The sequence below is a fragment of the Endozoicomonas sp. SESOKO3 genome (genome assembly GCF_024606255.1).
Window position 1 is genome coordinate 1 of sequence record NZ_JAHHPR010000346.1, and the last position, 24,172, is coordinate 24,172.

General features: G+C 47.7%; 21 protein-coding genes and 1 other RNA gene. 9 read left to right on the forward strand and 13 right to left on the reverse strand.

The features are described 5' to 3' along the window. The first annotated feature begins 86 nt into the window (after positions 1-86). Positions 87-998, forward strand: coding sequence for a hypothetical protein (locus KDK18_RS06130; RefSeq protein WP_257253967.1), 912 nt, complete (start codon positions 87-89; stop codon positions 996-998). Between the two features lie 82 nt (positions 999-1,080). After that, a complete protein-coding gene (locus KDK18_RS06135; protein ID WP_257253969.1) occupies positions 1,081-1,647 on the forward strand; it encodes a Uma2 family endonuclease in 567 nt (188 codons plus the stop codon). 43 nt (positions 1,648-1,690) lie between these two features. Here KDK18_RS06135 and recR read toward each other — a convergent pair whose 3' ends face one another. The 5 genes from recR to KDK18_RS06160 form a co-directional block, all read right to left on the reverse strand. Beyond that, positions 1,691-2,290: a recombination mediator RecR gene (gene recR, locus KDK18_RS06140; protein WP_257253970.1), complete on the reverse strand. Its 600-nt coding sequence runs from the start codon at positions 2,288-2,290 to the stop codon at positions 1,691-1,693. A gap of 112 nt (positions 2,291-2,402) precedes the next feature. Continuing rightward, a complete protein-coding gene (locus KDK18_RS06145; protein WP_257253972.1) occupies positions 2,403-2,729 on the reverse strand; it encodes a YbaB/EbfC family nucleoid-associated protein in 327 nt (108 codons plus the stop codon). A gap of 102 nt (positions 2,730-2,831) precedes the next feature. After that, positions 2,832-4,841, reverse strand: coding sequence for a DNA polymerase III subunit gamma/tau (gene dnaX, locus KDK18_RS06150; RefSeq protein ID WP_257253973.1), 2,010 nt, complete (start codon positions 4,839-4,841; stop codon positions 2,832-2,834). Between the two features lie 126 nt (positions 4,842-4,967). Further along, an RNA gene (gene ffs / locus KDK18_RS06155) (signal recognition particle sRNA small type) lies at positions 4,968-5,064 on the reverse strand. Positions 5,065-5,188: 124 nt separating this feature from the next. Next, on the reverse strand, positions 5,189-6,550 hold the full coding sequence (locus tag KDK18_RS06160; RefSeq protein WP_257253974.1) for a L,D-transpeptidase family protein: 1,362 nt from the start codon (positions 6,548-6,550) through the stop codon (positions 5,189-5,191). A 540-nt stretch (positions 6,551-7,090) separates the two neighbouring features. Here KDK18_RS06160 and KDK18_RS06165 point away from each other — a divergent pair. The 4 genes from KDK18_RS06165 to ppiC all read left to right on the forward strand — a co-directional run bounded on the left by KDK18_RS06165 (position 7,091) and on the right by ppiC (position 8,776). After that, positions 7,091-7,330 (forward strand): hypothetical protein, encoded by a 240-nt coding sequence (locus KDK18_RS06165; protein ID WP_257253977.1) that lies wholly within the window; start codon positions 7,091-7,093, stop codon positions 7,328-7,330. A gap of 170 nt (positions 7,331-7,500) precedes the next feature. Continuing rightward, positions 7,501-7,884 (forward strand): DUF2237 family protein, encoded by a 384-nt coding sequence (locus KDK18_RS06170; protein ID WP_257253978.1) that lies wholly within the window; start codon positions 7,501-7,503, stop codon positions 7,882-7,884. A gap of 102 nt (positions 7,885-7,986) precedes the next feature. Further along, positions 7,987-8,490: a ProQ/FinO family protein gene (locus KDK18_RS06175; protein ID WP_257253980.1), complete on the forward strand. Its 504-nt coding sequence runs from the start codon at positions 7,987-7,989 to the stop codon at positions 8,488-8,490. 4 nt (positions 8,491-8,494) lie between these two features. Beyond that, the gene (ppiC, locus tag KDK18_RS06180) at positions 8,495-8,776 is read left to right on the forward strand and encodes a peptidylprolyl isomerase PpiC (protein ID WP_306670877.1); all 282 of its coding nucleotides are present in this window, start codon (positions 8,495-8,497) and stop codon (positions 8,774-8,776) included. 41 nt (positions 8,777-8,817) lie between these two features. Here ppiC and KDK18_RS06185 read toward each other — a convergent pair whose 3' ends face one another. The 6 genes from KDK18_RS06185 to KDK18_RS06210 form a co-directional block, all read right to left on the reverse strand. After that, positions 8,818-9,591 carry an enoyl-CoA hydratase gene (locus tag KDK18_RS06185; RefSeq protein ID WP_257253982.1) on the reverse strand — a complete coding sequence of 258 codons (774 nt, stop codon included), beginning with the start codon at positions 9,589-9,591 and terminating at the stop codon, positions 8,818-8,820. Between the two features lie 3 nt (positions 9,592-9,594). After that, the gene (locus KDK18_RS06190) at positions 9,595-10,752 is read right to left on the reverse strand and encodes an acyl-CoA dehydrogenase family protein (protein WP_257253983.1); all 1,158 of its coding nucleotides are present in this window, start codon (positions 10,750-10,752) and stop codon (positions 9,595-9,597) included. 124 nt (positions 10,753-10,876) lie between these two features. Next, positions 10,877-12,052, reverse strand: a complete 1,176-nt coding sequence (locus KDK18_RS06195; RefSeq protein WP_257253984.1) for a thiolase family protein — start codon at positions 12,050-12,052, stop codon at positions 10,877-10,879. Positions 12,053-12,322: 270 nt separating this feature from the next. Next, the gene (locus tag KDK18_RS06200) at positions 12,323-12,601 is read right to left on the reverse strand and encodes a hypothetical protein (protein ID WP_257253985.1); all 279 of its coding nucleotides are present in this window, start codon (positions 12,599-12,601) and stop codon (positions 12,323-12,325) included. 170 nt (positions 12,602-12,771) lie between these two features. Then, positions 12,772-13,350 (reverse strand): chalcone isomerase family protein, encoded by a 579-nt coding sequence (locus KDK18_RS06205; RefSeq protein WP_257253986.1) that lies wholly within the window; start codon positions 13,348-13,350, stop codon positions 12,772-12,774. Between the two features lie 96 nt (positions 13,351-13,446). Beyond that, complete coding sequence (locus KDK18_RS06210) at positions 13,447-14,034, reverse strand: DUF924 family protein (protein ID WP_257253988.1); 588 nt, start codon at positions 14,032-14,034, stop codon at positions 13,447-13,449. A 149-nt stretch (positions 14,035-14,183) separates the two neighbouring features. On the opposite strand from KDK18_RS06210, the gene lon reads away from it, so the two are divergent. Together lon and KDK18_RS06220 are read left to right on the forward strand one after the other, a co-directional pair. Next, a complete protein-coding gene (gene lon, locus KDK18_RS06215; RefSeq protein ID WP_257253989.1) occupies positions 14,184-16,658 on the forward strand; it encodes an endopeptidase La in 2,475 nt (824 codons plus the stop codon). Between the two features lie 384 nt (positions 16,659-17,042). Continuing rightward, the gene (locus tag KDK18_RS06220) at positions 17,043-20,408 is read left to right on the forward strand and encodes a hypothetical protein (RefSeq protein ID WP_257253991.1); all 3,366 of its coding nucleotides are present in this window, start codon (positions 17,043-17,045) and stop codon (positions 20,406-20,408) included. A 9-nt stretch (positions 20,409-20,417) separates the two neighbouring features. On the opposite strand, the gene yfcD is transcribed toward KDK18_RS06220, so the two are convergent. Then, positions 20,418-20,957, reverse strand: a complete 540-nt coding sequence (gene yfcD, locus KDK18_RS06225) for an NUDIX hydrolase YfcD (protein ID WP_257253992.1) — start codon at positions 20,955-20,957, stop codon at positions 20,418-20,420. A 541-nt stretch (positions 20,958-21,498) separates the two neighbouring features. Here yfcD and ppnN point away from each other — a divergent pair. After that, positions 21,499-22,872 carry a nucleotide 5'-monophosphate nucleosidase PpnN gene (gene ppnN / locus KDK18_RS06230; protein ID WP_257253995.1) on the forward strand — a complete coding sequence of 458 codons (1,374 nt, stop codon included), beginning with the start codon at positions 21,499-21,501 and terminating at the stop codon, positions 22,870-22,872. Positions 22,873-23,010: 138 nt separating this feature from the next. Here the strand turns inward: ppnN and KDK18_RS06235 are convergent, their stop codons facing one another. Next, positions 23,011-23,724, reverse strand: a complete 714-nt coding sequence (locus KDK18_RS06235; protein WP_257253997.1) for a Fic family protein — start codon at positions 23,722-23,724, stop codon at positions 23,011-23,013. Between the last annotated feature and the right edge of the window lie 448 nt (positions 23,725-24,172).

The following is a 24,172-nucleotide window of genomic DNA, read 5'->3' on the forward strand; positions in this document are numbered from 1 at the left end:
GACCAATTTATTGCAACCGCAGTAGGACAGCCTTAAGTCCGACAGGCTGCTAGAATGGATACATCGTAGCATTATGGTGTATCCCGATGGCTTCTGGTTTATCGACGATTCTTGGTTTTTTTGCTGCCTGGGTGCCTCTCGAATCCCCATGGGTAGAGATTGCTGTAGACACCCCGGAGGATTTCAATCCTCAATGCCACTACCAGGTGGAGTTCGATCGAGCTTGGTTCTTCGCAGCCGCCGTCAATAAGGATGCTCTTTTGCTGACCCCTTACGGCAGCCTGGAAAATGCTGAGGCTTATATACTCAAAATTTCTGCCGCTCAGAAAAGCACTCTGATCGTAGAGGGTAGCGGCAGCACGAGCGAACAGCCTCTTGGCTTTGAAGCCATTCGCAGATGGTGCCCCCCTGCTCCTGAGAAAATAGACCTGAACAGTAATAGCGGCTTTAATCCTGACTGCTTCCACTGGATCAATGAAGAACAGGCTTTTTATAATTACCTGCCCACCCGCTATAACAGAACCCACCTTGAACTGATCCCCAAAGACTTTGGCAGTCTGAAGACGGTTCTGAGCGCCCAGATCCAGTCAGACAGAAAAAATACAACTCTTGTTCAGAAAGCCGATGGGCGAGCCATTCAAGTACCAACCCAGACAATACTGAGACAGTGTCAGAATATTGAATGGAGAGATTTTCCTGACTCGGATTCCACTAAAAAAGTGATTGAGGAGGCCAAAGACGGAAAGCTTCAGGCCAGCAGCTTCAGCAGAAATTGTTTTTATCGGGTACAACTCGACAGTGATCCAAGCTGGCAAGCCGCTTTCGGAACAGATAATGGCGGCTTCACCCTTTTTATCAATACCTACTTCCCGGGCTCTGTGGCGGGCACACAGAAAACCATTGATTGGATGTCTACGGATCGATATACCCGAACACGAATTGGAGAAGGGAAAACCGGAGGCCTTGTGAAACGTATTCAGTACTTTTGTCCTAAATAATCTAAACCGCGCCAAGTCAAAGTGATTGATTTTACTGGATAGGGTTTTAATAAATTGCCCGGTAAACAGAACAGGACACGACATGCCTCATAAAATCAGTCATTCTCTGGTTACCCCTGAAGCTTATCTGGCCCACGAAAGGGCATCAATCACTTCTCGCCATGAATATATTGATGGATATATAGTGGCTATGGCAGGCGGAACTATTCAGCACGGTAAGATGATCGCTAATTTAACCCGCATTTTAGGTAATCATTTGGTGGGAAAACCATGCGATGTGTTTGCAGCTGATGTCAACTTAAAAGTTGAATCTGCTTTTGTTAAATCCTTCAGATATCCTGATGTCATGGTCTCATGTGAGCGAAAGCGGCGCTTCGAAGATATGTGCGAATCCGCTACGGTTCTGATTGAAGTACTTTCCGAGAGCACAGAGCTAACCGATCGTGTTTATAAGTCAGCGGAGTACGGGCATATCTTAAAGGCGACTCAAGGTGAGTACCTGGTTGTTGACCCTAACCATCCTGTCGTAGAAAAAAGAATGTGGCAAGATGGACGCTTCAAGGTCGTAGCCACCTATAACGAAACTGATAGCATCTTGCTGGAGAGTCTGGAGCTGACAATACCAATGACTGATCTATACCAACACTAGTGTGCCCCTCTCAACACCTTGTCTTCAGGAATGCTCCTGTATTTCAGAGCTCCAGTTTTCGTCGGCCTGCCAATGCGTGGGCCAAAGTACCACCATCAACATATTCCAGTTCACCTCCCAGCGGCACACCATGTGCTATCCGAGTGGCTTCTACTCCCATACTCTTGAGTTCTTCCGCAATGAAGTGTGCGGTTGCTTCACCCTCAACCGTTGGGTTAGTAGCAAGAATCACTTCTTTAACCTGAAAATCAGCCACTCGCTCCAGCAGGTCGGTAACCCCGATTTCTTCAGGACCAATCCCATCGATGGGTGAGAGATGTCCCATAAGCACAAAATAGCGTCCGGAATAACCGCCAGCCTGTTCCAAGGCCATAACATCAGAAGGGTTTTCTACCACACAAAGTGTTGATTTCTCGCGGCCCGGGTGACTGCAAATATCACACAATTCACTCTCGCACAGTGTTCTGCAAGCCTTGCAACGTCCGACCCCTTCTGTCGCTTCGGTCAGGGCTTTAGCCAGCCGAAGCGCACCTTCCCGGTCTTTTTCCAGCAGATGCAACGCCATTCTCTGGGAAGATCTGGGCCCCACCCCGGGCAAACAACGCAGGGATTCCATCAATTCCCTGATCAGAGGACTGAACATAAATGCACTCAAACTCCGGTGAGGGCCCAATCGCTACGAGCGGGCCCTGCTATCAGATGATTGTCCAAAGATGCTTTGGACGAATAACCCTGTGACACTTAGCAAGTGACGCTTAGAAAGGCATCTTGAAGCCGGGAGGCAGACCCATACCAGCGGTCAGGTCACTCATTTTATCCTTACTGTTTTCTTCCACCTTGCGAACTGCATCATTCACAGCAGCCGCCAGCAGATCTTCCAACATTTCTTTGTCTTCTTGCATCAGACTGGGGTCGATTTGCACATCCTTGACATCATGACGACCGTTCATAATCACTTTTACCAAGCCAGCACCAGATTCACCAATGACTTCAGCGTTGGCAAGCTCTTCCTGGATACGCTGCATGTCTTCCTGCATTTTCTGGGCCTGTTTCATCAGGTTACCCATGCCGCCCTTAAACATAAAAACTCCTTTACGGTAACGTTTAGCTCATCGAATGATCACTGAAAGCGATGAACTAAAGACAAATATGATCACCGGATGATTGAAATAACCGGCCACTCATCACTTGATAACATTGCCAACTGGCTGAATGCTGTCTTCGATGACGACAGCGGAAAATTCATTAATCAGGCTCTGTACATGCTGATCATTTAAAATGCTGGCGCGTGCAGCAGCCATTCGTTCAGCCATTTTGCGCTCACGCCAGGCAGCAGGGGTTTCTGCCTGAACCTGACCAATCTCTACCTGAACCCTGAGCGGCTGATCAAAATAGTCGCTCAGCGCCTTCTCAACCCTCTGCCGGTGTGTGTCGTTGTACAAAGTGCTTCTGCCACTGTCCAGTCGCAAATCAACCCTGCCTGCCGAATGACCGACATACTCACAATGAGAGGCAATCGTTCGGGTCACTCCACCCAGAGGAAGGCTTCTGAAAACAGGCACCCAGGACTGAACATTCAGATCAGCAAAAGAAATTCTCTCTTCAGGAGCCAGCCCCTGAACAGGTTCTTCTTCAACCATTGCCGATTCAGGCGCTGGCTGAATAACTTCCTGTCGTGATGCCAGCTCCGAGGCATAAACTTCATAAGTGGATACTGAAGGCGGAATATCGTCCTCCTCTGTCTCCTGCTCCTGGCAGACTTCAACCGCTGGCAGGATCTCTGTTACAGGAGTTTGATCAGATTCGTGTACCTGGGCTGGCTCTACATCCGGTAACGATGAAGGAGCAAAATCATCCGGTAATGGATTTTCTGTAGCAGCAGACGAGGACTGCTCAGCTTCGGTCTGAGAAGGAGGTTCTTCAGCCACAGGCGGTGGCAAAGGATGTTCAGGCTCTCTTACTTCAGTCACCCATTGCTGCTGGTGCCTGGCCTGTAGGGCACCAGCAGGCTCAGGTTCCGGATCAGGAGAAGCTGCCACCGGCTCTGAAGCTTCTGCTGATGGTGCAGCCACTTCTCGCTGGGCATTCCGGGACACCTGAACGGCAACAGGTTCAGGTCTGAATGCCAACATCCTCAGCAGAGCCATTTCAAAGCCACCCCGTGGATCCGGCGCCAGTGGCAGGTCTCTTTTCCCTACCAGACCGACTTGATAATAGAGCTGAACATCTTCAGCCCGCATATTACCCGCCAGTTCCAGAACCTGCTCACGATCGCCCTGACTGTTGTCAACTGCCTCGGGCACGGCCTGGGCAATGGCAATCCGGTGCAGCATGGAAAGCATATCATCCAGTACCGCCACATAATCCGGCGCATGTTCAGCAAGGTTGGCAATAGCGGCTAACACTTCCGGAGCCCCTCCCGACGAAAGAGCTCTTACCATCTTCATGACCTGCCCCTGATCAATGGTACCAAGCATGGCACTGACTTCCTGCTCGGTTACCTGACCATTACCAAATGCGATAGCCTGGTCGGTCAGGCTCAGAGAGTCCCTCATACTGCCATCGGCTGCCCTGGCCAGCTGCCAGAGTGCAGGACCTTCGAAAGGAATAGATTCCTGGCCAAGAATATTTTCCAGATGACCAACAATCCTTTCCGGCGTCATATTTTTCAGCCCAAACTGTAAACATCTTGACAGAATGGTCACTGGCAGCTTCTGAGAATCCGTGGTAGCCAGAAGAAACTTTACGTGGGGAGGTGGCTCTTCCAGGGTTTTTAGCAGTGCATTGAAACTGTGCACCGAGAGCATGTGCACTTCGTCAATCAGATAAACCTTATAACGCCCTCTGGTAGGAGCGTACTGAACATTATCAAGCAGTTCCCGGGTATCTTCCACCTTGGTTCTGGAAGCTGCATCCACCTCAATAAGATCAACAAAACGACCTTCATCAATTTCGCAGCAGGCAGCGCACTGTCCACAGGGAGTGGAGCTGACCCCTGTTTCACAGTTAAGGCATTTGGCAAGAATCCGGGCAATGGTTGTCTTGCCCACCCCGCGTGTGCCTGTGAACAGATAAGCATGATGCAGCCGATCCTGGTCCAACGCATTGACCAGAGCCTGCAATACGTGTGTCTGGCCCACCAGCTCTTTGAAAGAACGGGGTCGCCATTTGCGCGCTAGAACCTGATAGCTCATTGAAAAGCTTGAATACCGGTGACAGAAACTGAAGACTCTATGCTAACCAAGAAAACGAAAGAATGCACGGTTCACAAGGGTCATATAAGGGTATTTGGCAGACAGGGCAAGACAGATGGAGGCAAACCCTGCCAGCCACACCCCGGCACATGATGTCACTGCTACCGTTGCTCCCTTCCGGGCCTGGCGGGGTTCACAGCTCATCATTGCGAGGGGACCGACAGGGCCCACCAAAAAACAGACAACTCGTCTGGATGCAGCGCATTCTCCACAAAACACCTTGCCCCGTCAACCACTTATAAAGCCCCTCTTGCGCTGGAGCCATAATTGACAGATCTACATAAGATTCAAAACCAGCTGGTCATGGCCGTGTCCTGCTGGTAGATATCTTCCCTGAATCGGACTCTGCCCGACTCATCGGGCCAGGCTGTAAAGTAAACAAAATAAACGGGCACTGGCTGCAAAAGCCTCCTGGTGTAGGTCAGCGCGTCAGGAGTAGTTTTATGCACCCATATCATGGATTGCTCATGAAAGATGGTTTGAATCAAATCGGCAATCCCTTCAACCCGGGCACAGCCTGAACTGAAAGCCCTTCTATTTTCTTTAAACAAATCAGACTTATCCGTATCGTGAAGATAGACACCATACTGATTCGGTAGATCCAGCTTAAACCGCCCTAATCGGTTTATCTCGCCGGGTTGCTGCTCAAGTCGGTAACGAAATGTTTTGGGCGTCAGTAATAGCCAGTTCACTCGATCAATAGCAATAGCAGGCGCAAGGTCGTCCCAGCTTTCATAAACGACAAAACCTTCACGTTTTAAAAATCCCGGCTCTTTCATTTCAGCCCTTAAGATTGAATGAGCGGCAATCGAATGTGGAACTTTCCAGACAGGATTGAATGTCACACTTTCAACCTGATCATTGAAAACGGGTGTCTGTTTATGACGCATACCAACGATCGCCTTATAAGTCTTCTGATGGGTTTTATTCTTGATCCAGGCAACATTGAATCCGGCAATGTCCACACGAATATGGGGGTATGGCAGTGTCGGTGGTAACCAGCGAAGCCGTTCGAGATTAGCCTTAAGCGTTCTGATTCTCTTGTGCGTTATAGCTAACAATGCCTGACGCGTCATAACCCCCAACCTGCCATCCGGCATCAGATTAAACTGAAGCTGTACTCGCGTCAGGACATCCTTGTGTATTTGTGTGTATACACTGCCTTCTAAATTCTCAACAAGGTCCAGATCCATGAGCCACTGATTCAGGCGGGTAACAGCAGGGTGCTGATCGTCTTTGAAGAAAATCAAATCATCCGGAAACTCCCGGACAGCCATCAGGCTCCAGTCCCTGAGTTTTTTCAGACTGTTCACCAAAGCAGGATATTGAGGGAGATCAGGCTCAAGACGCTTCAGATCATTGATCGAATAGTGTTGCGAGTAATCTTTCTCTTTGCGTGGCTGATCCTCTATCCGCCAGCCTGGCTGAAACAACCTTTTGTCAAGACGCCCTCTATCGACATACAAGGCATATCGACGAACCATTTTCTGAAGGACTTCGGAAGAAGGGTAGGCAACGAGGCGCCGCCAGTCCTGATCTTCCACAGGAATCCCCTGATCAGGCAAACCGGCGATCCAGTTTATATAAGCAGTGTTATCGGCCTTGGCGTAGAGCGTGAAGCCAATCAGCATGACAATCCATCTATGCATGACATCCTCATCTGCAACTGTACTTTGGGGACAGTGTCTCCGGGAGCAATGTCTCGTGAAACAAAGTCAGGTGACCATATAAATACTAAAGGGCGCCATAAACCATCAGGCAAAGAGGAAGCATGGCCGGCCGACAGAGAGCAGATTGCATCAATGGATGGTTGCCTCTGAAACCCAGAGTGACAAAAATCTGTCAAATCCCTGAAACAATGACACTCCCGGCTGGGATTTACATCGGCACGATGTGTAACCCGCGATCCCAATCGTAACGTAGCACTGAGAAAAACAACTCAAAAAAGCCGATTGCGCAACCACCCCCTGCCGAGTCAAAACGCATCAAGATAGGTATATTTACGCATTCCGATACACTTGGCACGTATCATGCTGATTATCTTCCCACAACGACCAGCTGATCCTGAGAAGGAATATCAGGACAGAAGGTGAGTGGGATTATTATTTTAACGACGAAAATATGTTTTGCTCCGACACATTACTTTCAGCAAAACAATTACCTTTTAACCATGGCGATTTGGAACAAGAATGAGTAAACCTGCACAAAGTCACATGGAAGCTTACCTGAAATACCTCAGAGCCAATGTGCAACTGAAAGAAAGTAATAAAGAGGGCAACAACGTCAAGGCAGAAGACACTGTTACAGCAAAAGAGTCTGCACAGATTGAAGCCGAGTATCTGAGAAGCATTTATAAAGTTCTGCCAAGAGAAGAAGCTTTGCAAATGACACTCAGACAGGCGAAAACGCACACATCGATCAGACCCTGATGCAAACGGTGATGTCTTAAACAGAGCTAAACGACCATATCTGCATATAGCAGTATGAATAAAAGTCCTGACCCCCTCCTCTTCAGTTAGGACCAGCCTGTAAATTCTTCATTGACTGCAAAAGCAACCTGCTGTTAACTCCTCTCTCAAGATTGTCTATGGAATTCCGCATGAACACATCGGCTTCTAATGAAAAAAATGTTCTCGGGGGACCTCTTCAACCCTGCTGCTTTGATCCTCTAACCGGAATCTACCGGGATGGTTTCTGCCATACCGACAGGAATGATATTGGACAGCACGTTGTCTGCGCCAGAGTCACTGGAGATTTCCTGAAATTTTCTCTTGAACAGGGCAACGACCTGATTACGCCCAATCAGGCTCACAATTTTCCCGGACTTAAGGAGGGTGATCAATGGTGCCTGTGTGCACAAAGATGGAAACAAGCCTATGAAGCCGGAGTCGCTCCTCCGGTCTATCTGAGATCCACTCACGAAAAGGCTCTTGAGATGATCAGCTTTGGAGCATTGAAATCCAAAGCTCTTGATATTCATTAATAAACGAGACATAAGTTCGGATTCAAAATATATCAATAGACGTCCACAATGCAGTACAATTGTCCAGAACAAACATCTCAAGTAATCAGTCATGAGCACAATATGCACAATGCAGAAAGAGAAGATCTGACTATTTCAAAGGCAGATACTCAATGCAGTAACCTTTCTTCTTCTGATCAACAGTCTTCAGCTAACAATAGAGATGAAATATCCAGTTCTGAAGCACTTCGCCTGATCAGAGAACGCTGGCCTGATGCCTTTCGAGTGGCTTCCCCCCGCCCACTTAAAATCGGCATCCATAATGAGATGAAACAAACCGGTGAATTTCCGGTCAGCACCATCAGAAAAGCTCTGAAACTGTTTACTCAGCAGGACCGCTATCTATCATCGATTAAGGAAGGCAGAAACCGGGTCGACCTGAATGGTAAACCTGCTGGCAAAGTCAGACTGAAGGAAGCTGTCAACGCCGAAATTCTTCTGTATCAGAGACAGCTGACCCGTCAGAAAAAAAATGAACGAGTCTTTGTCGGACAACTCAAACTGGTAGCCGGGCAACTCGCTCAAAGCGACACTGCAGCTACCCAAGATTCTACGACGCAGGAATAATATTATGGCGAGTGCCTGTGCCAGACATATCCTGATTAAAACACGGGAAGAAGCAGAAAAGCTCAAAAAACAGCTGGACAAGGGAGCTGACTTTGGCCAACTGGCCAAAAAGCACTCTCAGTGCCCCTCTGGTAAGAAAGGAGGAGACCTTGGCGAATTTCGTCAGGGACAGATGGTGAAAGCCTTTGATCAGGTAGTGTTCCGAAAAGAAGTTCTGGAAGTTCACGGTCCGGTCAAAACACAATTCGGCTTCCACCTCATACAAACACTGTATCGCAACGACTGATGCTCAGATTGCAACCCGGCTCAGCCGGGTTCAGTTTCTACTTAATCGTAGCGCCACTCAGGTGACCGTTTCTCCAGAAAAGCCTTTACGCCTTCATTCTGGTTCTGACCCTTAAACAACGTCAGGAATAAATCACGCTCGACAGCATATCTATTTTTTGACGAAAGCCGATTCATTTGAATCAGCTTTTTACACGCAACAACTGAGTCAGGGCTTTGTTGACTGACTTTTGCAGCAAGCTCCCTGGCCATTGAAAAAGCCTGTCCTTGCTCCACGACTTCTTCCACCAGGCCGATCTGAAAGGCTTTTTCTGCGTCCACCTTCTCACCCAGTAATATCATTCGCTTGCTCCATGCTTCGCCAACCAGCCACATTAAATTCTGAGTACCACCCGCACAGGGCAACAGACCCACTGCTGCTTCGGGCAGACCCAACAAGGCCTGTTTTTCAGCCACTCTCAGGTCGCAGGCCAACGCCACTTCAAGACCACCACCCAGGGCAAACCCATTAACTGCGGCAATAGAGATACCCTTGAATTCTGTCAGTGTTTCAAAAGCCTGGCCAAATGCTTCAGCCACAGGCCTGGCCTGTTCAGACGAAACATCAGCAAACAGTTTAAGGTCGGCTCCGGCACTGAAAAACCTTTCCTCTTCAGAGAAAATAATCAGGGCAGTTACCCGCGGATTTTCATTCAATTCATGAACCATCTGCTCAAGCAGATTCAGACTTTCCAGTGTCCATGTGTTCGCCGGTGGATTATTCAGCTGGATGGTGGCGATATGGCCTTCCAGCGAAAGCTTTATACAATCAGACATTATTCACTCCAGTCCTGCACATTCATCAGCCAGAATCCGTCGGGCAATGATCAGTCTCATGATCTCATTGGTGCCTTCCAGAATCTGGTGTACCCGAGTGTCTCTGACGTGGCGTTCAAGAGGGTACTCATTGATGTACCCGTAACCGCCGTGAAGTTGCAGCGCTTCATCACAGATTTTAAAACCAGCATCTGTAGCATAACGTTTTGCCATGGCACAATAAGCGGTGGCTTCAGGGTCTTTTTGATCCAGCTTGAAGGCAGCAAGCCTGACCATCTGCCTGGCTGCCGTTAACTCTGTGGTCATATCAGCCAGTCGAAACTGCAGAGCCTGGAAATCAGCCAGCGCTTTACCAAACTGCTTACGGTCCTTAAGGTATTCTCTGGCAGTGTTCAACGCCTGCTGAGCGGTACCGACAGAGCATGTCGCTATGTTGATTCGACCACCATCAAGACCTTTCATAGCAAGAGTAAAGCCTTCTCCCTCCTTACCCAGAAGGGAGCTGACAGGAATCCTGACGTTTTCAAAGCTCACCAGCCGGGTGGGCTGACTTTTCCAGCCCATTTTCTTTTCATTACGACCATAGGTGATACCATCACTGCTGGCGGGAACAGCAAAAGCAGAGATACCTTTTGGGCCTTCCCGCCCCGTGCGGGCCATGACCAATAGAAGGTCAGTACTGCCCGCACCTGAAATAAACATTTTCGAACCGGAAAGGACGTACTCATCTCCTTCCCTGAATGCACGGGTCTTAAGAGAAGCTGCATCACTCCCTGAGCCGGGTTCTGTCAGACAATAAGAAGCCAGTTTTTCACCTGTCACCAGGGCCTCACCCCACTCGGACAGCACCTCATCGCTGGCAGCCAGACCCACCATCCAGACGACCATGTTATGGATAGTCATATAAGCGGTGGTTGAAGTACACCCCATGGAAAGCTGTTCGAATACCAGGCTTGCGTCCAGCCGCGATAAACCCATCCCTCCCATTGATTCAGGTGCGTACAGGGATAAGAAACCCAGCTTGCCCGCCCTTTTCAGAGTTTCAATGGGAAAGACACTGTCTCTATCCCAGTCAGCCGCATTAGGTAGAAGCTCTTGCCTGGAAAACTGGGCGGCAAGATCACGAAAAGCGATTTGATCTTCTGTGAGATTAAAGTTCATTAACGGCCTCTTATTGTTTGTAAAAGCAGGAGCCTGCAAGGCTTGAAAAAACCATTACAAACCCCTTTTGCTTGTGGCGATTAATAAACGACCAAGTCGTCAAATATTCCAGAGCCTGGGATAATTAAACAAGCTCCACTGCAATAGCAGTGGCTTCACCACCACCAATACAAAGGGAAGCAACACCTTTTCTACCGCCTTTTCTTTTCAGGGCATTAAGAAGCGTCACAATAATTCGGGCGCCACTGGCTCCCAATGGATGACCCAGCACACAGGCGCCACCGAACACGTTGACCTTGCTGTGATCCAGATCCAGCTCCTGCATACATGCCATTGTCACAACCGCAAACGCTTCATTGATTTCAAACAAGTCTACGTCTTCTACCTGCCAGTCGACCTTTTCCAGCAATTTACTGATGGCCGCAATGGGGGCAATGGTAAATTCTGCTGGTAACTGAGCATGGCTCTGATAGCCTTTGATGCGTGCAATGGGGGTCAGACCTCTGGCCATTGCATCCTCCTCACGCATCAACACAAGAGCTGCCGCACCATCAGAAATAGAGCTGGAGTTAGCCGCTGTGACCGACCCGTTTTTATCAAACACGGGTCTCAGCTGCCGGATCTTTTCAGGGCGAGCCTTACCAGGCTGTTCATCCACCGTAATTTCACCATTGCGGCGTGTTTCCACTGGAGCAATTTCATCTGCAAATGCCCCTTCTTCAATGGCAGCCAGAGCTCTTCTCAGAGACTCCAGTGCGTAGTCATCCATTGATTCTCTGGATACTTCAAAACGTTTTGCGGTCTGTTCAGCAAAAACGCCCATAGCGTGACCGTCATAGGCATCTTCCAGTCCATCAGTAAACATATGATCTTTAATCTCACCATGCCCTAATCTCAAACCCGAGCGGGCTTTGCCCAGCAAGTAGGGCGCATTGGTCATACTCTCCATACCGCCTGCAACCACTGCATCAGCCTCGCCCAATTGTAACTGAGCCGCACCCATCATGACGGTTTTCATGCCAGAGCCGCATACTTTATTGACCGTTGTCGTGCAAGTAGAGTCCGGAAGCCCTGCCCCTCTGGCAGCCTGTCTGGCAGGGGACTGACGACAGCCCGCAGGTAGCACGCAGCCCATCAGAACTTCAGAGATATCGGAGGCAGAAAGACCACTTTTCTCAACGGCAGAACGTATAGCAGCAGCTCCCAGCTGTGGAGCTGCAACCTCTGAAAGACTCCCCTGGAAGCCGCCCATGGGAGTGCGTGAAGCTGAAACGATGACAATACTTACTTGATCAGACATGGTAATCTCTTGTTTTTGTTGACGCTCAAATACCGATTCGGCAAAAAGCTCTATTGTACAATTCATCTGCATTGAAACGATTACTGCAGAATAACGATACGATGATACAATACAGCCAGTATCTGACAGAACTGACCGACTCTCAAACATTCTACTGCAACAAAAGACAAAAAATACCATCCTGAAGATCTGACTCAGGATTATACTTCCATGTCAGGCACCTACGCCCCTGAACGGTCAGGGTACTTTAATTCAGAAATATGAATTCGGTTAAATGCAGCTATCATCTGCAGCATCAAAGCACCCCCACTGGAGGAAAAGACTTTCAACTTCGCGGATGGCCTCTTTGTCAGCTTTACTGATATGCCTCAAAACAGCATTGGCCATGACTGAAGCCAGATCACTTTTGAGCGACTCGCCCAGACCGGCTGGCAGGCGAACAATGACATCCCCAAAGAGAATTGTGCCACCCTGAGTCACCCGGATGACATATTCTCCCTGAGTCGATTCAGTCATGGTGAGAACGGCTTTTTCTATGGACTTGCTCATCACATTTCTCCTCTTGGCTGATCGACGGCACCTCTATCCATGCATCGGCTGAGAAGAGAAAAACATTGCCTGAATTCAAGTCATAAATTAACTATCGATATTGACAATTCATCTGAAGCCTTCAAACACTTGCCCAAAGCAAATCCGAAAGCCCCCCAATGTAGAAAGCACTATCTTTCAGTATTCAAACCCAAAATGCCTTCTTTGAACTTCTGGTTGGGCGGAGTTTCACCAATCCATACCTTTAGTATTGCGTTGAATAGTTTCTTGCCAGGTATAATCCCCTTCTCCTCTCCTGCGATAATGACTCTCGCTCCCTTGCCGGGAATATATTCAAAGGTTCCGGACTCTCCTTTCTTCAGAGTGCCATCAATCATACCCATAAACTGAGCAATACCTTTTTCCAGATCCTTTTGCTCTTCTTCGGAAGTATTGATCTGAATCGCTTCATAGAACGCATTGGCCATTCGTCTTGCGCTCATTTTCGATAACAGAATAGTGAAGCTCATTCTCTGATAACTCTCTTCAGAGAGTATGTGGTAAACGTCAGAGGAGGGGTTTTCAAGGTAGAGTGCACCAATGTATCCGTCTACCACCAAATACCATGTTCGTACTGCTGCACCCTGAAGTTGTAAAACAGTGCCGTCCGGCACCTTCACAACATCAGGAATCTCGACGCCCTTCATGGAAAGAGCGTGTGCTGATTGCCAGAGCGCCATCCCAAATACGACAATAAACAACTTTTTCATAAGTATCCTTTGGGTATTATTATTGTTGTTTGCCCCGCCATCTTACAGCAGCCGATACGTTATTCCCATTTTTGCAACCAACGTGATGATAAAAACTCAGAAGGATGATCCAGGCTGCTGAAGAAAGCTCAATTCTTCATCGGTACTTTCTCGTTCAAGAAGGCTATTGCGATGGGGAAAGCGTCCGAACCTGGCAATAATATCACGATGTTTGACCGCAAAATCCAGTGAACCTGCAAGGTATTGTTGGTAGCTGTCTCCAGCCCCGCCAACTATGCTTTCAAACAGCCTCACACATTGATCCTGATCCTCAAGCGATTCACTGTGCATGAAAGGCATGACAAAAAAAGTCTGTTGCAGCTCCGTCAGCCGATCCAGTTGCCCCAGCTCCACCCCCTCTTTGGAAATCGCCAGAGCAGTACGATCGTACTTAAATGATCCGGGATCACCCCGGAACATATTCCGGGGAAACTGATCCAGCACAATGATTGCTGCCAACCGCCCTTCAGCAGATTCCAGCCATTCGTCGCACCCTCCGGACTCTACTTTGTCTGGCAAGCCAGCAAATTGATTGCGAATACGCTGATCCTGAGCCTCACTTTTCTTCCACCAGCGGGACATTTGCACATCGCCAAGAGGCTCGCCTTCAAACCAAAAATCCAGAACTTGCTGAGAACTTTTCATATCATTGACTCCCATGATCTTGTCAGTTGAGTGGCATGCAGCTTGTACTCAACCATACTTAATGTCATCACCTATTGAAATCATTGGAGATGACTCCAGATAGTCATTATCCGCTAACTATTCATTCCGAGACGCAATCCGAAAAGACTATGACAGATCAGGACAATCAGGAACCCGAAGTTATTTCAGCTGATGAACAGGTAGAAGACAAGGGTACCGGTACCGGACTGGTGCTCCCTGAACACGCTCTACCTGACAAGCTGTACCTCATCCCTGTCTCAAACCGGCCATTTTTTCCGGCCCAGGTTCAGCCTTTGGTGTTTAATAGTCAGGAGTGGGAAGAAACACTTCAGCGAGTCGCCCAGAGCCCCCATAAAGTAGTGGGGCTTAGCTATGCTGCTGGCATAACAGGAGCAGACCATGAAGTCAACCCGGAAGATTTCCCGGAGATGGGCTGTACCGTAAAAATTCATAATATCCTTGCAGAAGGTGATCAGATTCAATTCATCGCTCTGGGAATGCAGCGCTTCCGTATCAAGCAATGGCTTCGCAAACGCCCACCCTATCTTGTTCAGGTGGAATACCCTGACAATATTGAAAACGACACCGATGAAATCAAAGCCTATGCGCTGGCGCTCATTCAGGCCATCAAGGAATTAATACCACTGAACCCGCTCTACAGCGAAGAACTAAAAAATTACCTCAACCGATTCAGTCCAAAAGATCCGTCGCCACTGGCAGACTTTGCAGCAGCCATTACCACAGCTCGAGGTCAGGAGTTACAGGAGGTACTTGAAACACTGTCTGTTCAACGTCGAATGGAGAAAGTGTTGATTCTCATCCGCAAGGAACAGGAAGTAGCCCGCCTTCAGGGTGAGATTAATGCTGAAGTGAACCGCAAGATCAGTAAACATCAACGTGAATTTTTCCTGAAAGAACAGCTGAAAATCATACAAAAAGAACTTGGCATTTCGAAAGACGACAGAACGGCTGAAATTGAAGCGTTTGAAAAGCGGATTGCTGAGCTGGATATTCCTGAAACGCCCCTGAAAAAGATCAATGACGAGATGAAAAAGCTCTCGATTCTTGAAATGGGTTCCCCGGAGTATGCCGTCTGCCGCAACTTCCTTGACTGGGCTACCTCGGTACCCTGGGGCAGATACTCCGAAGATATATTCGATCTTGCCCATGCCAGAAAAGTTCTGAATTCTGATCATGACGGGCTTGAGGACGTCAAAGACCGAATCATCGAATTTCTGGCTGTCGGTGCCTACAAACAGGAAATATCAGGCACCATAATGTTGCTGGCAGGCCCTCCGGGTGTCGGCAAGACATCTATCGGACGGTCTGTAGCTCGAGCTTTAGGCAGAAAATTTTATCGTTTCAGCCTCGGCGGCATGAGAGATGAAGCAGAAATTAAAGGCCATCGCCGTACCTATATCGGCGCAATGCCAGGCAAACTGGTTCAGGCCCTCAAGGAAGTAGACGTTGCCAACCCCGTTATCATGCTGGATGAAATTGACAAAATCGGTGCCTCCTATCGAGGAGATCCTGCTTCTGCAATGCTGGAAGTACTCGACCCGGAACAAAATAGTGAGTTTCTCGACCACTACCTGGACATGAGAATCGATCTTTCAAAGGTGCTGTTTATCAGTACCGCCAACCAGCTGGATACGATTCCCGGCCCTCTTCTGGATCGAATGGATGTCATAAGGCTCTCTGGCTATATCACAGAAGAAAAAATGGCCATCGCCAAAAATCATCTGTGGCCAAAGCTCTTGAAACAGTCCGGTTTAAAAAAGAGCCAAATCCGATTTTCCGATGCCACTCTCAAGGCAGTCATTGAAGGCTATGCCAGGGAAGCTGGCGTCAGACACCTTGAAAAACTGCTACAGAAAATTATTCGCAAAGTTGTTGTTCAACTACTTGAAGGCTCGAAAGAGAGTCACAGTGTGACGATCAGGAATCTATCTGACTATCTGGGCGCGCCCTATTTCAGAAAAGAAAAGCGCATTGAAGGTATTGGCGTGGTGACCGGTCTGGCGTGGACGGCTATGGGGGGCGCAACCCTGCCTGTAGAAGCCAGTCTTATTCATCATCAGAGAGCGGGCTTCAAACTAACCGGCAAATTGGGTGATGTCATGAAAGAGTCTGCTGAAATAGCCTACAGCTTTGTTTCAAGTCAGGCCGAGAAGCTAGGCATTCCTGAAGCCTATTTTGACAAAGCCTTTATCCATCTTCATGTACCTGAAGGAGCAACTCCCAAAGACGGCCCTTCAGCAGGTATAACCATGGCCACCGCTCTGCTATCTCTTGCCACGAATACAAAGCCTGCCCCTATAGCCATGACTGGAGAACTGACCCTCACGGGTAAAGTTCTGGCTGTTGGCGGGGTTAGGGAAAAAGTCATAGCCGCTAAACGACAAGGCATTCATACCCTGATCATTCCGGAAGAATGTCGAAGAGATTACGATGAGCTGCCGGATTATATTCGAAAAGGCATGACCATTCACTTTGCCAGCATCTTCGAAGATGTATGCAAGGCAGCACTTCCCGTCAAGACATCGCCCGTTAAGAAAACCATCAGGAAGACCGCACGCAAAAAGCCTGCGACTAAGCCTTGACTCCAATCAAACGCAACCAATCATTCCCTCACAACGAACTGCGCCGCCCCTTAGGAGGCGGCGCATGAATCAATGCTCTAACAACGAGGGAGACCCCCGTTAGGACACATGAGTGAGCACCCAATATTATTGGCTCCGGCCGCCGTGTTGTCCATTCGTAGTTAAGAGTTTTGAAGCATAAAGAAATCTCTTTTATGTCACTTTTGGGATGCCAGTCTTTCTCCATATTTATCTGCCATTCATTTGACATTTAATAGCAGCAGGAAAACACAATTTTTCCTTTCATCTCACCGGACCTGCTGAGTTCAATTGCCATCAGCTAAGCTGTGTAAATAAGTGTTGGAAAGTTAACAAATCCACAAGCTCACAACGGACTGTGGCGACATGTCATCACCTCTTTCACCCGGCAGCAACAACTCACCCACTCCCCCCAGATTCACTGGCGACAATAACATGCCTACTTCTCCAGTCACTGGACAGGATCATTTGGGCCGGCAAATCAGTGAAACGACAACGACAAGTCAATTGAGCCACGAATCATCTGACCAACGGACACCAGAATCTCCTCACATTAATGAGAGGAAGGCTGAAAGACGCCCCTGGTTCTTCCAGCGGTGGTACAAAAGTTACATTGCCAGAAAAGACACGACGCCTCCTCCTGCTGAGAATCTTGACCCCGATGAAGAGCAAAAACAGACCGGATACCTTGGTTTACTGAAAGGGCTGCCAGGCAAGGCTGTAGGAGCACTTTCAAACCTTCCCGGTGCGGGTTACGAAAAGGTCGCGTCAAAACTGGATGATTTTATCAGTCGTCAGGTGGGTATTGAGATGACCCGTGAGGACGAAAGAAGCCAGTGGCGCTCTTTATTGTATGACCTGCTATGCAGTTATACCGGAGTCATTGTCGAAGGAAAGCAAACGCCATTCAACTTTAACGAAATACTCATAAAAAATGGCGATGCTCTCCCCATAAGAATTACGGCATTAAACTTCGACTCAAAAAGAGTCGTCCAACCATCAGAAAGCTATTTAATCAATGGACAAGCCACAGAAAATCATTTTGAAATGGGAGACCTCTCCTGCACCGTTGAAATTCCGTTTGAAGATAGTCCCCCTCTGATACTGCAACTCAGGCTTGAGAACACGACCCTCTCAGTCGGTACCGATATTAGCATCGCCCAGGTATTAAAAAACCAATTCATCTCTTCTTCCCGGGATCGCACCGCGGTTCAACTTTCTGCTGAAAAAGTAGAAGTCCGATATGAAAATCTGGACTCTTATCAAGAACTGACATCAGTACCTGATCCCTCAAAAGAATCAGACTGCATCGTGGGGTTTGAGAGGGGAAAGCTGACTATGAAAGGCGTCCGGCTATGCAAACCTCTTGACCTGCTTGAAGCTTCAACGAAACAGACATCCATACTTATTTTCGACTCGTTAAAATATGTCAACGAATCAGCCCGGCCTGCATTGGTAGAAGTCAAAAAAGTAAACGTTCAGCACCTTGACGACACCCATAATGGAACCTTCACCAGCTCACTGATCATTCACCCCAAAACCATTCGAAACATTCCCTATATTGGTTGGTTATTAGCTCCTCTCTTCTCTAGCCCTGTTCATCTCGAGATCTTCGCATTTATGCAACATGGTGAAGTCAGAATGAAAGATTTGAAACACGGTATCAGTGTTTCAGGAGGAACCCTGACTGGCTGGCTGGTAAAAAAAGCACTAAAGGCCAAACAAACACGATTGGTTCCATACAGCGGTGGAACAGGACTCCAGATTGGCTGGCCGTTTAAATTTATCGCATGCAAAATCGTTCTGCCTGGTCTGGTCCCCGGGAAGCCCGCGTCCAGCATAGAGGATCATGATCAGATCACCTTTAGGCAACTGAATCAGACCCGTGCTCAAAGTCATTCAGTACCAGGCCAACCTCAACCAGACGACACTTCATTTGAAGAGTTACCTTCACTTCACCACCAGCATTCAGAAGCGCTTGATCTGGAAGACGGTGTACTCATTGTACCCGACACTTTCAGCAGCGTGCTCAGCGTTATCTTCTCAGGAGACAGCGCTTTGGCTCAGCCAGTAAGAATGGTGCCACGCTTATTGGAAAAGCGTTGCATAGAAGCGGCAAAAGGTGACGAAACAGCTTGCCAGATCTTGCTCCGCTTTGTTCGGGATCAGGAAAGGTTTCAACATGAAAATGACTGCATGATGGCTCTGGAGGCCATTCCAGAAGCGTTCTTCATCAAGGAGGCTGCAGAAGCCGATGATGAGACATGGTTATGGTTTGAGAGTGTTGCACACAGACTGATTACTGTTGATAGAGAGAAAGCTTTTGAACTCTACAAACAGCTGTTAAAAAGAAAAGACATCGAGAACGCCAGTGGGCTGGCATCAAATACTGAATGGTTGATTCATCTTGCAAAGCACCTGCCTAAGAACACACCCGAGGAAAAAGCCATAGCCTTCCGGTTGGCCGAGTTTGCCTATAAGTCCGATCCGGAAAAAGCAGAAGAAGCGATTAAACTGCTCATCAACTGGAATAAGAATCAACTCTATAAAAAAAGCCAACTGAGCAGCCTTCTTCAAGACTTGATCAGCAACCACCCCTACTTTGCCGACCCTCATCATCTTGTCTCATTATTAAACCTGCTGGATCGGAGTCATCCGGAAATCGTTGCCCACTCACTGGAACACTTTCCGATAAAAACTCTTATTCAAAACCTCTGGATAGAGGACAGCATCAGGGCTCATAACACTCTGGATTTCCTCAAAATGCTGCTGGTCAAGCACGGCCGATTCAAAGAAGCCGCTGAACTGTTGATTGAGTCTGGAGACCGCAGACAGGCCGCAAGAATGCTTGACCTTGGCATCAGACAAGGTAAGCCCTCCGCTCTGAAGGTAAAACTAGATTTGGCGGTAAGGAATGAGCTGCCCGAAGATATGTCGTTGGCAAAGGAAGTTCGTCACCTCAGGTATTTGATAGAAAGTACTGCGACTCCAGAAGCAATGAGAGGGGCGGCCGTCTCAATCTTAGCAAGTATTGTGACAGAAAAGCCTCATCCGGAACTTGCAGGTATTTTCACTGAAGATCTGCTGATGACAGAGGAAAAAAAGGCTTCTTTTGTGAAAGCGATCGATAAACTGTTTGACCTTCAATACGCAGAAGCATCCACTCTGAATGATCGCATGAGAACCCTGAATCAGATTGAAGAACTCCTGAAAGCCGCCCGGACTGATGAGTCAGCTTACTTAAACAAACCTCTGATGCTGAAGCAGATTCAGGATGCCAACCAGCGGGTTGATCGGGTCATGGAGTTACTGATAAAAGTGAGGGGGCCTATCGAGTCCAGCCTGCTGACTATGCTCACATCTCAAGCATCAAGAGTCGAAGCCACTGTCGGAGACAACATGGTTTCTGAGACGATATCTGACATGGAAGAAGACGACGATGATGAGTTTTTTGATGCTCTGGATGAACCCTACGACCCGATAGTTGATGAAAAGACTGTTAACGTCAACGAAAACGCTCCAATAGCAATGGATGAGCAAGAGCATCAGACAGTGTCCGCTGCAACCGATCACCCTGGTCATAGACAGGAAGAGCCTTTCTTGCCTTCTAACTCTCTCTCAAGCTATGCATCGCTCCTCAGACAACCGGTTTTCTCCAGATCTTCAAAAGATTTCCTCGACCCAAGTCTCCGGCAAGAATGGGCATCAATACTTAATATGAGGGTAAATTGATCGAAAAGATCAAGCGGGTGTATTGCTGTCACCATAGAAATACAACAAACGCTTGAGGGCTATGAGGCTATCAGGCGTGTATCTCCGGTTAAAACGATTTGACAGAATCTCTTCAGGCGACTCCATGACCACACTCGCTACTTCTTCCTCCTGCAATTTCAGCTCACCCTCATATTGACAGCTGTATACCCTGCCCCAGACCTTGCAGTCCTCATTGTGAAAGTAAAAATGAAACAATGGCTTCAACGGAGTATCTTTTATGCCGAGCTCTTCAGCCAGCTCCCTGACGGCAGCCACGTCATAGCTCTCACCTTCAGCCACCACCCCCCCCGTGGCCGGCTCAAAATAACCCGGGTAAATATCCTTGCTTAAAGTTCTTTCCTGAACATAAAGTTGCCCTTTACTGTTAAAGACAAAGACATACGTAGCCCGGTGACAGAGTTTCTCTTCTCTCATCTGTCTTCTGGGCAAAGCGCCAAGCACATGGTTGCTTTCATCGACAATGATGATCTTTTCTGATGCAGACTGAAGTTCTGAGTTGGATGGCATAAATACCAGGCTCCGGATGTTCGTTTTATTTTACCGTGAAACACGTTCAGGCAATCGCAGCTCTCTGTTTCTTTGAGAGCACAACAGGATGAACGAGCTCCTGAAAGTTCTGCCACCCCATCAACAGAAAGTTCCGATGAATCACCACTGTCGAAATCTACGATGTCTCCCCCTTCGGAGAGTCAACTATGCATACAGGCAGACCAAACAAATCCCCGAAACGGGATGGCAACCCGTTGAAAAAGTCACGTGGTGATGTTTCAGGCAACCACCCACTAATCTTTGTTGAGCCATTTTCAATACCTCCGGCAAAGAAAGGCCCCAGGTAAGATGAGTGCGTGAACGTCATCATTCGGCTCATGGAAAAGTGTTAACATTCCCAATTTGTCAGAGGATGGTTAATCCGTCAAGACTGAAAAAATGTCTTCTATCCACATATAATGAGACTGTGGCGGATTGCAAAACACGGCCATGAGGTCAGAAACACTTTGCTATTCAAATCGCTGGACGATATTCACGATAAAAAAAACCAGGGGGTATCATGACCGCCAGAAATACTGTTTCTACCATTGTTAACCCTGTAGGCTCCATGCGTGTTCTCTCAAACCTTGAGGTCAGCAGCCTTCAGGACACCAGTCAGAAAGGGTTACATCGTTTGTTCCGGCAATGCGCCCTGGCCATACTCAACTGTGAACAGGAAGGTGATAACACCGAAGAAATCATGGAGCAATTCCAGGACTTTGACATTCGTATTGTTCAGGAACACCGCGGATTAAAGCTGGAATTGATTAACGCTCCCGCCGATGCCTTTGTCGCTGGAAAACTGATTCGCGGTGTCCGGGAAAACCTCTTCTCCGTCCTGAGAGATATTCTCTATGTGTCGTCTCACATTACAGAGAACCCACGTTTCACTGCAGACAGCTCCACTGATATCACTCATCTGGTTTTCCAGATTCTCAGACATGCCGATGCTTTTATTACCAAGCAGGTTCCCAGTATTGTGGTGTGTTGGGGCGGTCACTCCATAGCCCGACATGAATATGAATACACCAAGAAAGTGGGCTACCAACTGGGCCTTCGGGGCATGAATATCTGCACTGGTTGTGGTCCCGGTGCTATGAAGGGCCCCATGAAAGGGGCTTATATCGGTCATGCCAAGCAGCGAATATCCCGTGGTCGATTCATTGGCTTAACTGAACCGGGCATTATCGCGGCTGAATCACCCAACCCTATTGTCAACGAGCTGATTATCCTGCCGGATATTGAAAAGCGTCTGGAGGCCTTTGTTCGTCTAGGTCATGGCATCACCGTTTTTCCGGGCGGGCCGGGAACCTGTGAGGAAATTCTGTACATTCTTGGCATTCTACTCAACCCTGCCAACAGGGATATTCCTTTCCCACTGGTTTTCACTGGACCGGAAGCTGCCAGAGAATATTTTGAAAAAATTGATATATTTATCGGCAAAACTTTAGGGAAGGAAGCCCAATCACGCTACCAGATCATTATCGATGACCCTCTGGAAGTTAGTCGGGTTATGAGAAGTGGACTGGAGCAAGTTACCCGCTACCGCAGGAAGCATGGAGACGCCTACTACTTCAACTGGTTGCTTAAGATTGACGAGGACTTTCAAACGCCCTTTGACCCAACCCATGAAAACATGGCAAACCTCGAGCTGAATACCGAACTACCTCCCCACTTTCTGGCGGCTAACCTTCGTCGCGCCATGTCAGGTATTGTGGCAGGCAATATAAAAGAAGAAGGCGTTTGCCAGATCAGAGCAAAAGGCCCGTATCAGTTAAAGGGAGAGCCTGAGCTTATGAAACAGGTCGATAGCCTGCTTCAGTCTTTTGTAGAGCAATTCAGAATGAAGCTGCCAGGCAGTCACTATGTGCCCTGCTACGAGATCAAAAGTTAAACAATACCGCTTTGGAAAGCGAAGTAATTTATCTTCGCTTTCTTACTTTTTTTGACACATTGAAAACATAAAAAATCTCTTACCTGAGCATTTTACGTTAAAACTCGCGACGCTAATGATGTCCGCTAGCATTTTCCGTCAGCCACTTAATGAGGCGGATCTAAAATTATCAATGATTTTCTCGTTGAGACACGATCTCAGAAATTTATTCATCTCAGCTGTGTCTGCTGCTGTATAGAAGTCAAGCATCAACTGGTTAAACTCTTTCTGACGTTTTGCTGGAACATTGATAATAGGAAACCCATGTGAAAGCAAAATACCATTCATCATGAATCGCCCCATGCGCTTATTCACATCCCAGAAGAACTGTGCTCTTGCCATTCTCAGAAAAGCCGTTATTGCCATATCATAAACATCATAATAACCAGCAATTTCTGACTCAATCTCAGCCCAGACATTATCAAGCTCTTTGGATGAGGGAGGTTCATATTCTGATCCACTAATCGTTACGTTACCCGTTCTAAAAGCCCCCCACATCAGTGCTTCTTCTTTGCCTGCAATGTTGTGAACTGCCAAAGCAACACCTTTGGAAAAATAGAACTTACCTTCAGAAACCAGGGCAAACAGATATTTCCAGGCCTCTGCCTGATTTAAAGCCATATTCTGATCACTTATCTTATAACCCCCAACAGTAATTCCATCTAATAATGTTTGAATTTCCGGTAGAGTCATCGCAACACCTTCAAGGTTTACGGCATCATGCACCAAAGAAGGAAGATCACGAACGGCAAGTTGTCTGGCCATCCCACGATCAGGGGTCATTCCCCAAACTGTATCTTTTGCCGTTGTCATGCACTCATCCCAAGCATTGTTGTGGAAATTCACACATTATATCTGCACGAGTTCTGATCGTCATGCAACTCGCAAAGTTTGACTAAGCATGGTATAGACTTGTCTCAGGTACGCCGCAAGTGCGGTTCTCTGAATTTTTTATTAAGTGCTCCTGGCACTTTGTTAGTAATAATCTGCAAACTAACGATTGTTTAATACCCTAAAAGCTAAGTTCATAAAATAATGGAGTAGGTGGAGATATCCACGTACAACCAACTGTTACTCATGATAAATTTGCTCGATACATGAAGTCTCCACTATTAGCAGCCTAACCCTCTACTATTAACTGTTGTTAAAAATGGGAGGGGGGAGGGGGAGTGAATTACTCTGACTCAGCGACTCAAAACGGTTAACAATTGATGATTTGAAACATATGTGGGAATTACGTCCTAAACTATTAGTAACCTTT

What these genes read in the sequence shown, in the direction of transcription:
- KDK18_RS06130 (WP_257253967.1), top strand. Translation starts at nt 87, where the DNA reads ATGGCTTCTGGTTTATCGACGATTCTTGGTTTTTTTGCTGCCTGGGTG.
- KDK18_RS06135 (WP_257253969.1), top strand. Translation starts at nt 1,081, where the DNA reads ATGCCTCATAAAATCAGTCATTCTCTGGTTACCCCTGAAGCTTATCTG.
- recR (WP_257253970.1), bottom strand. Translation starts at nt 2,290, where the DNA reads ATGTTCAGTCCTCTGATCAGGGAATTGATGGAATCCCTGCGTTGTTTG.
- KDK18_RS06145 (WP_257253972.1), bottom strand. Translation starts at nt 2,729, where the DNA reads ATGTTTAAGGGCGGCATGGGTAACCTGATGAAACAGGCCCAGAAAATG.
- dnaX (WP_257253973.1), bottom strand. Translation starts at nt 4,841, where the DNA reads ATGAGCTATCAGGTTCTAGCGCGCAAATGGCGACCCCGTTCTTTCAAA.
- KDK18_RS06160 (WP_257253974.1), bottom strand. Translation starts at nt 6,550, where the DNA reads ATGCATAGATGGATTGTCATGCTGATTGGCTTCACGCTCTACGCCAAG.
- KDK18_RS06165 (WP_257253977.1), top strand. Translation starts at nt 7,091, where the DNA reads ATGAGTAAACCTGCACAAAGTCACATGGAAGCTTACCTGAAATACCTC.
- KDK18_RS06170 (WP_257253978.1), top strand. Translation starts at nt 7,501, where the DNA reads ATGAACACATCGGCTTCTAATGAAAAAAATGTTCTCGGGGGACCTCTT.
- KDK18_RS06175 (WP_257253980.1), top strand. Translation starts at nt 7,987, where the DNA reads ATGCACAATGCAGAAAGAGAAGATCTGACTATTTCAAAGGCAGATACT.
- ppiC (WP_306670877.1), top strand. Translation starts at nt 8,495, where the DNA reads ATGGCGAGTGCCTGTGCCAGACATATCCTGATTAAAACACGGGAAGAA.
- KDK18_RS06185 (WP_257253982.1), bottom strand. Translation starts at nt 9,591, where the DNA reads ATGTCTGATTGTATAAAGCTTTCGCTGGAAGGCCATATCGCCACCATC.
- KDK18_RS06190 (WP_257253983.1), bottom strand. Translation starts at nt 10,752, where the DNA reads ATGAACTTTAATCTCACAGAAGATCAAATCGCTTTTCGTGATCTTGCC.
- KDK18_RS06195 (WP_257253984.1), bottom strand. Translation starts at nt 12,052, where the DNA reads ATGTCTGATCAAGTAAGTATTGTCATCGTTTCAGCTTCACGCACTCCC.
- KDK18_RS06200 (WP_257253985.1), bottom strand. Translation starts at nt 12,601, where the DNA reads ATGAGCAAGTCCATAGAAAAAGCCGTTCTCACCATGACTGAATCGACT.
- KDK18_RS06205 (WP_257253986.1), bottom strand. Translation starts at nt 13,350, where the DNA reads ATGAAAAAGTTGTTTATTGTCGTATTTGGGATGGCGCTCTGGCAATCA.
- KDK18_RS06210 (WP_257253988.1), bottom strand. Translation starts at nt 14,034, where the DNA reads ATGAAAAGTTCTCAGCAAGTTCTGGATTTTTGGTTTGAAGGCGAGCCT.
- lon (WP_257253989.1), top strand. Translation starts at nt 14,184, where the DNA reads ATGACAGATCAGGACAATCAGGAACCCGAAGTTATTTCAGCTGATGAA.
- KDK18_RS06220 (WP_257253991.1), top strand. Translation starts at nt 17,043, where the DNA reads ATGTCATCACCTCTTTCACCCGGCAGCAACAACTCACCCACTCCCCCC.
- yfcD (WP_257253992.1), bottom strand. Translation starts at nt 20,957, where the DNA reads ATGCCATCCAACTCAGAACTTCAGTCTGCATCAGAAAAGATCATCATT.
- ppnN (WP_257253995.1), top strand. Translation starts at nt 21,499, where the DNA reads ATGACCGCCAGAAATACTGTTTCTACCATTGTTAACCCTGTAGGCTCC.
- KDK18_RS06235 (WP_257253997.1), bottom strand. Translation starts at nt 23,724, where the DNA reads ATGACAACGGCAAAAGATACAGTTTGGGGAATGACCCCTGATCGTGGG.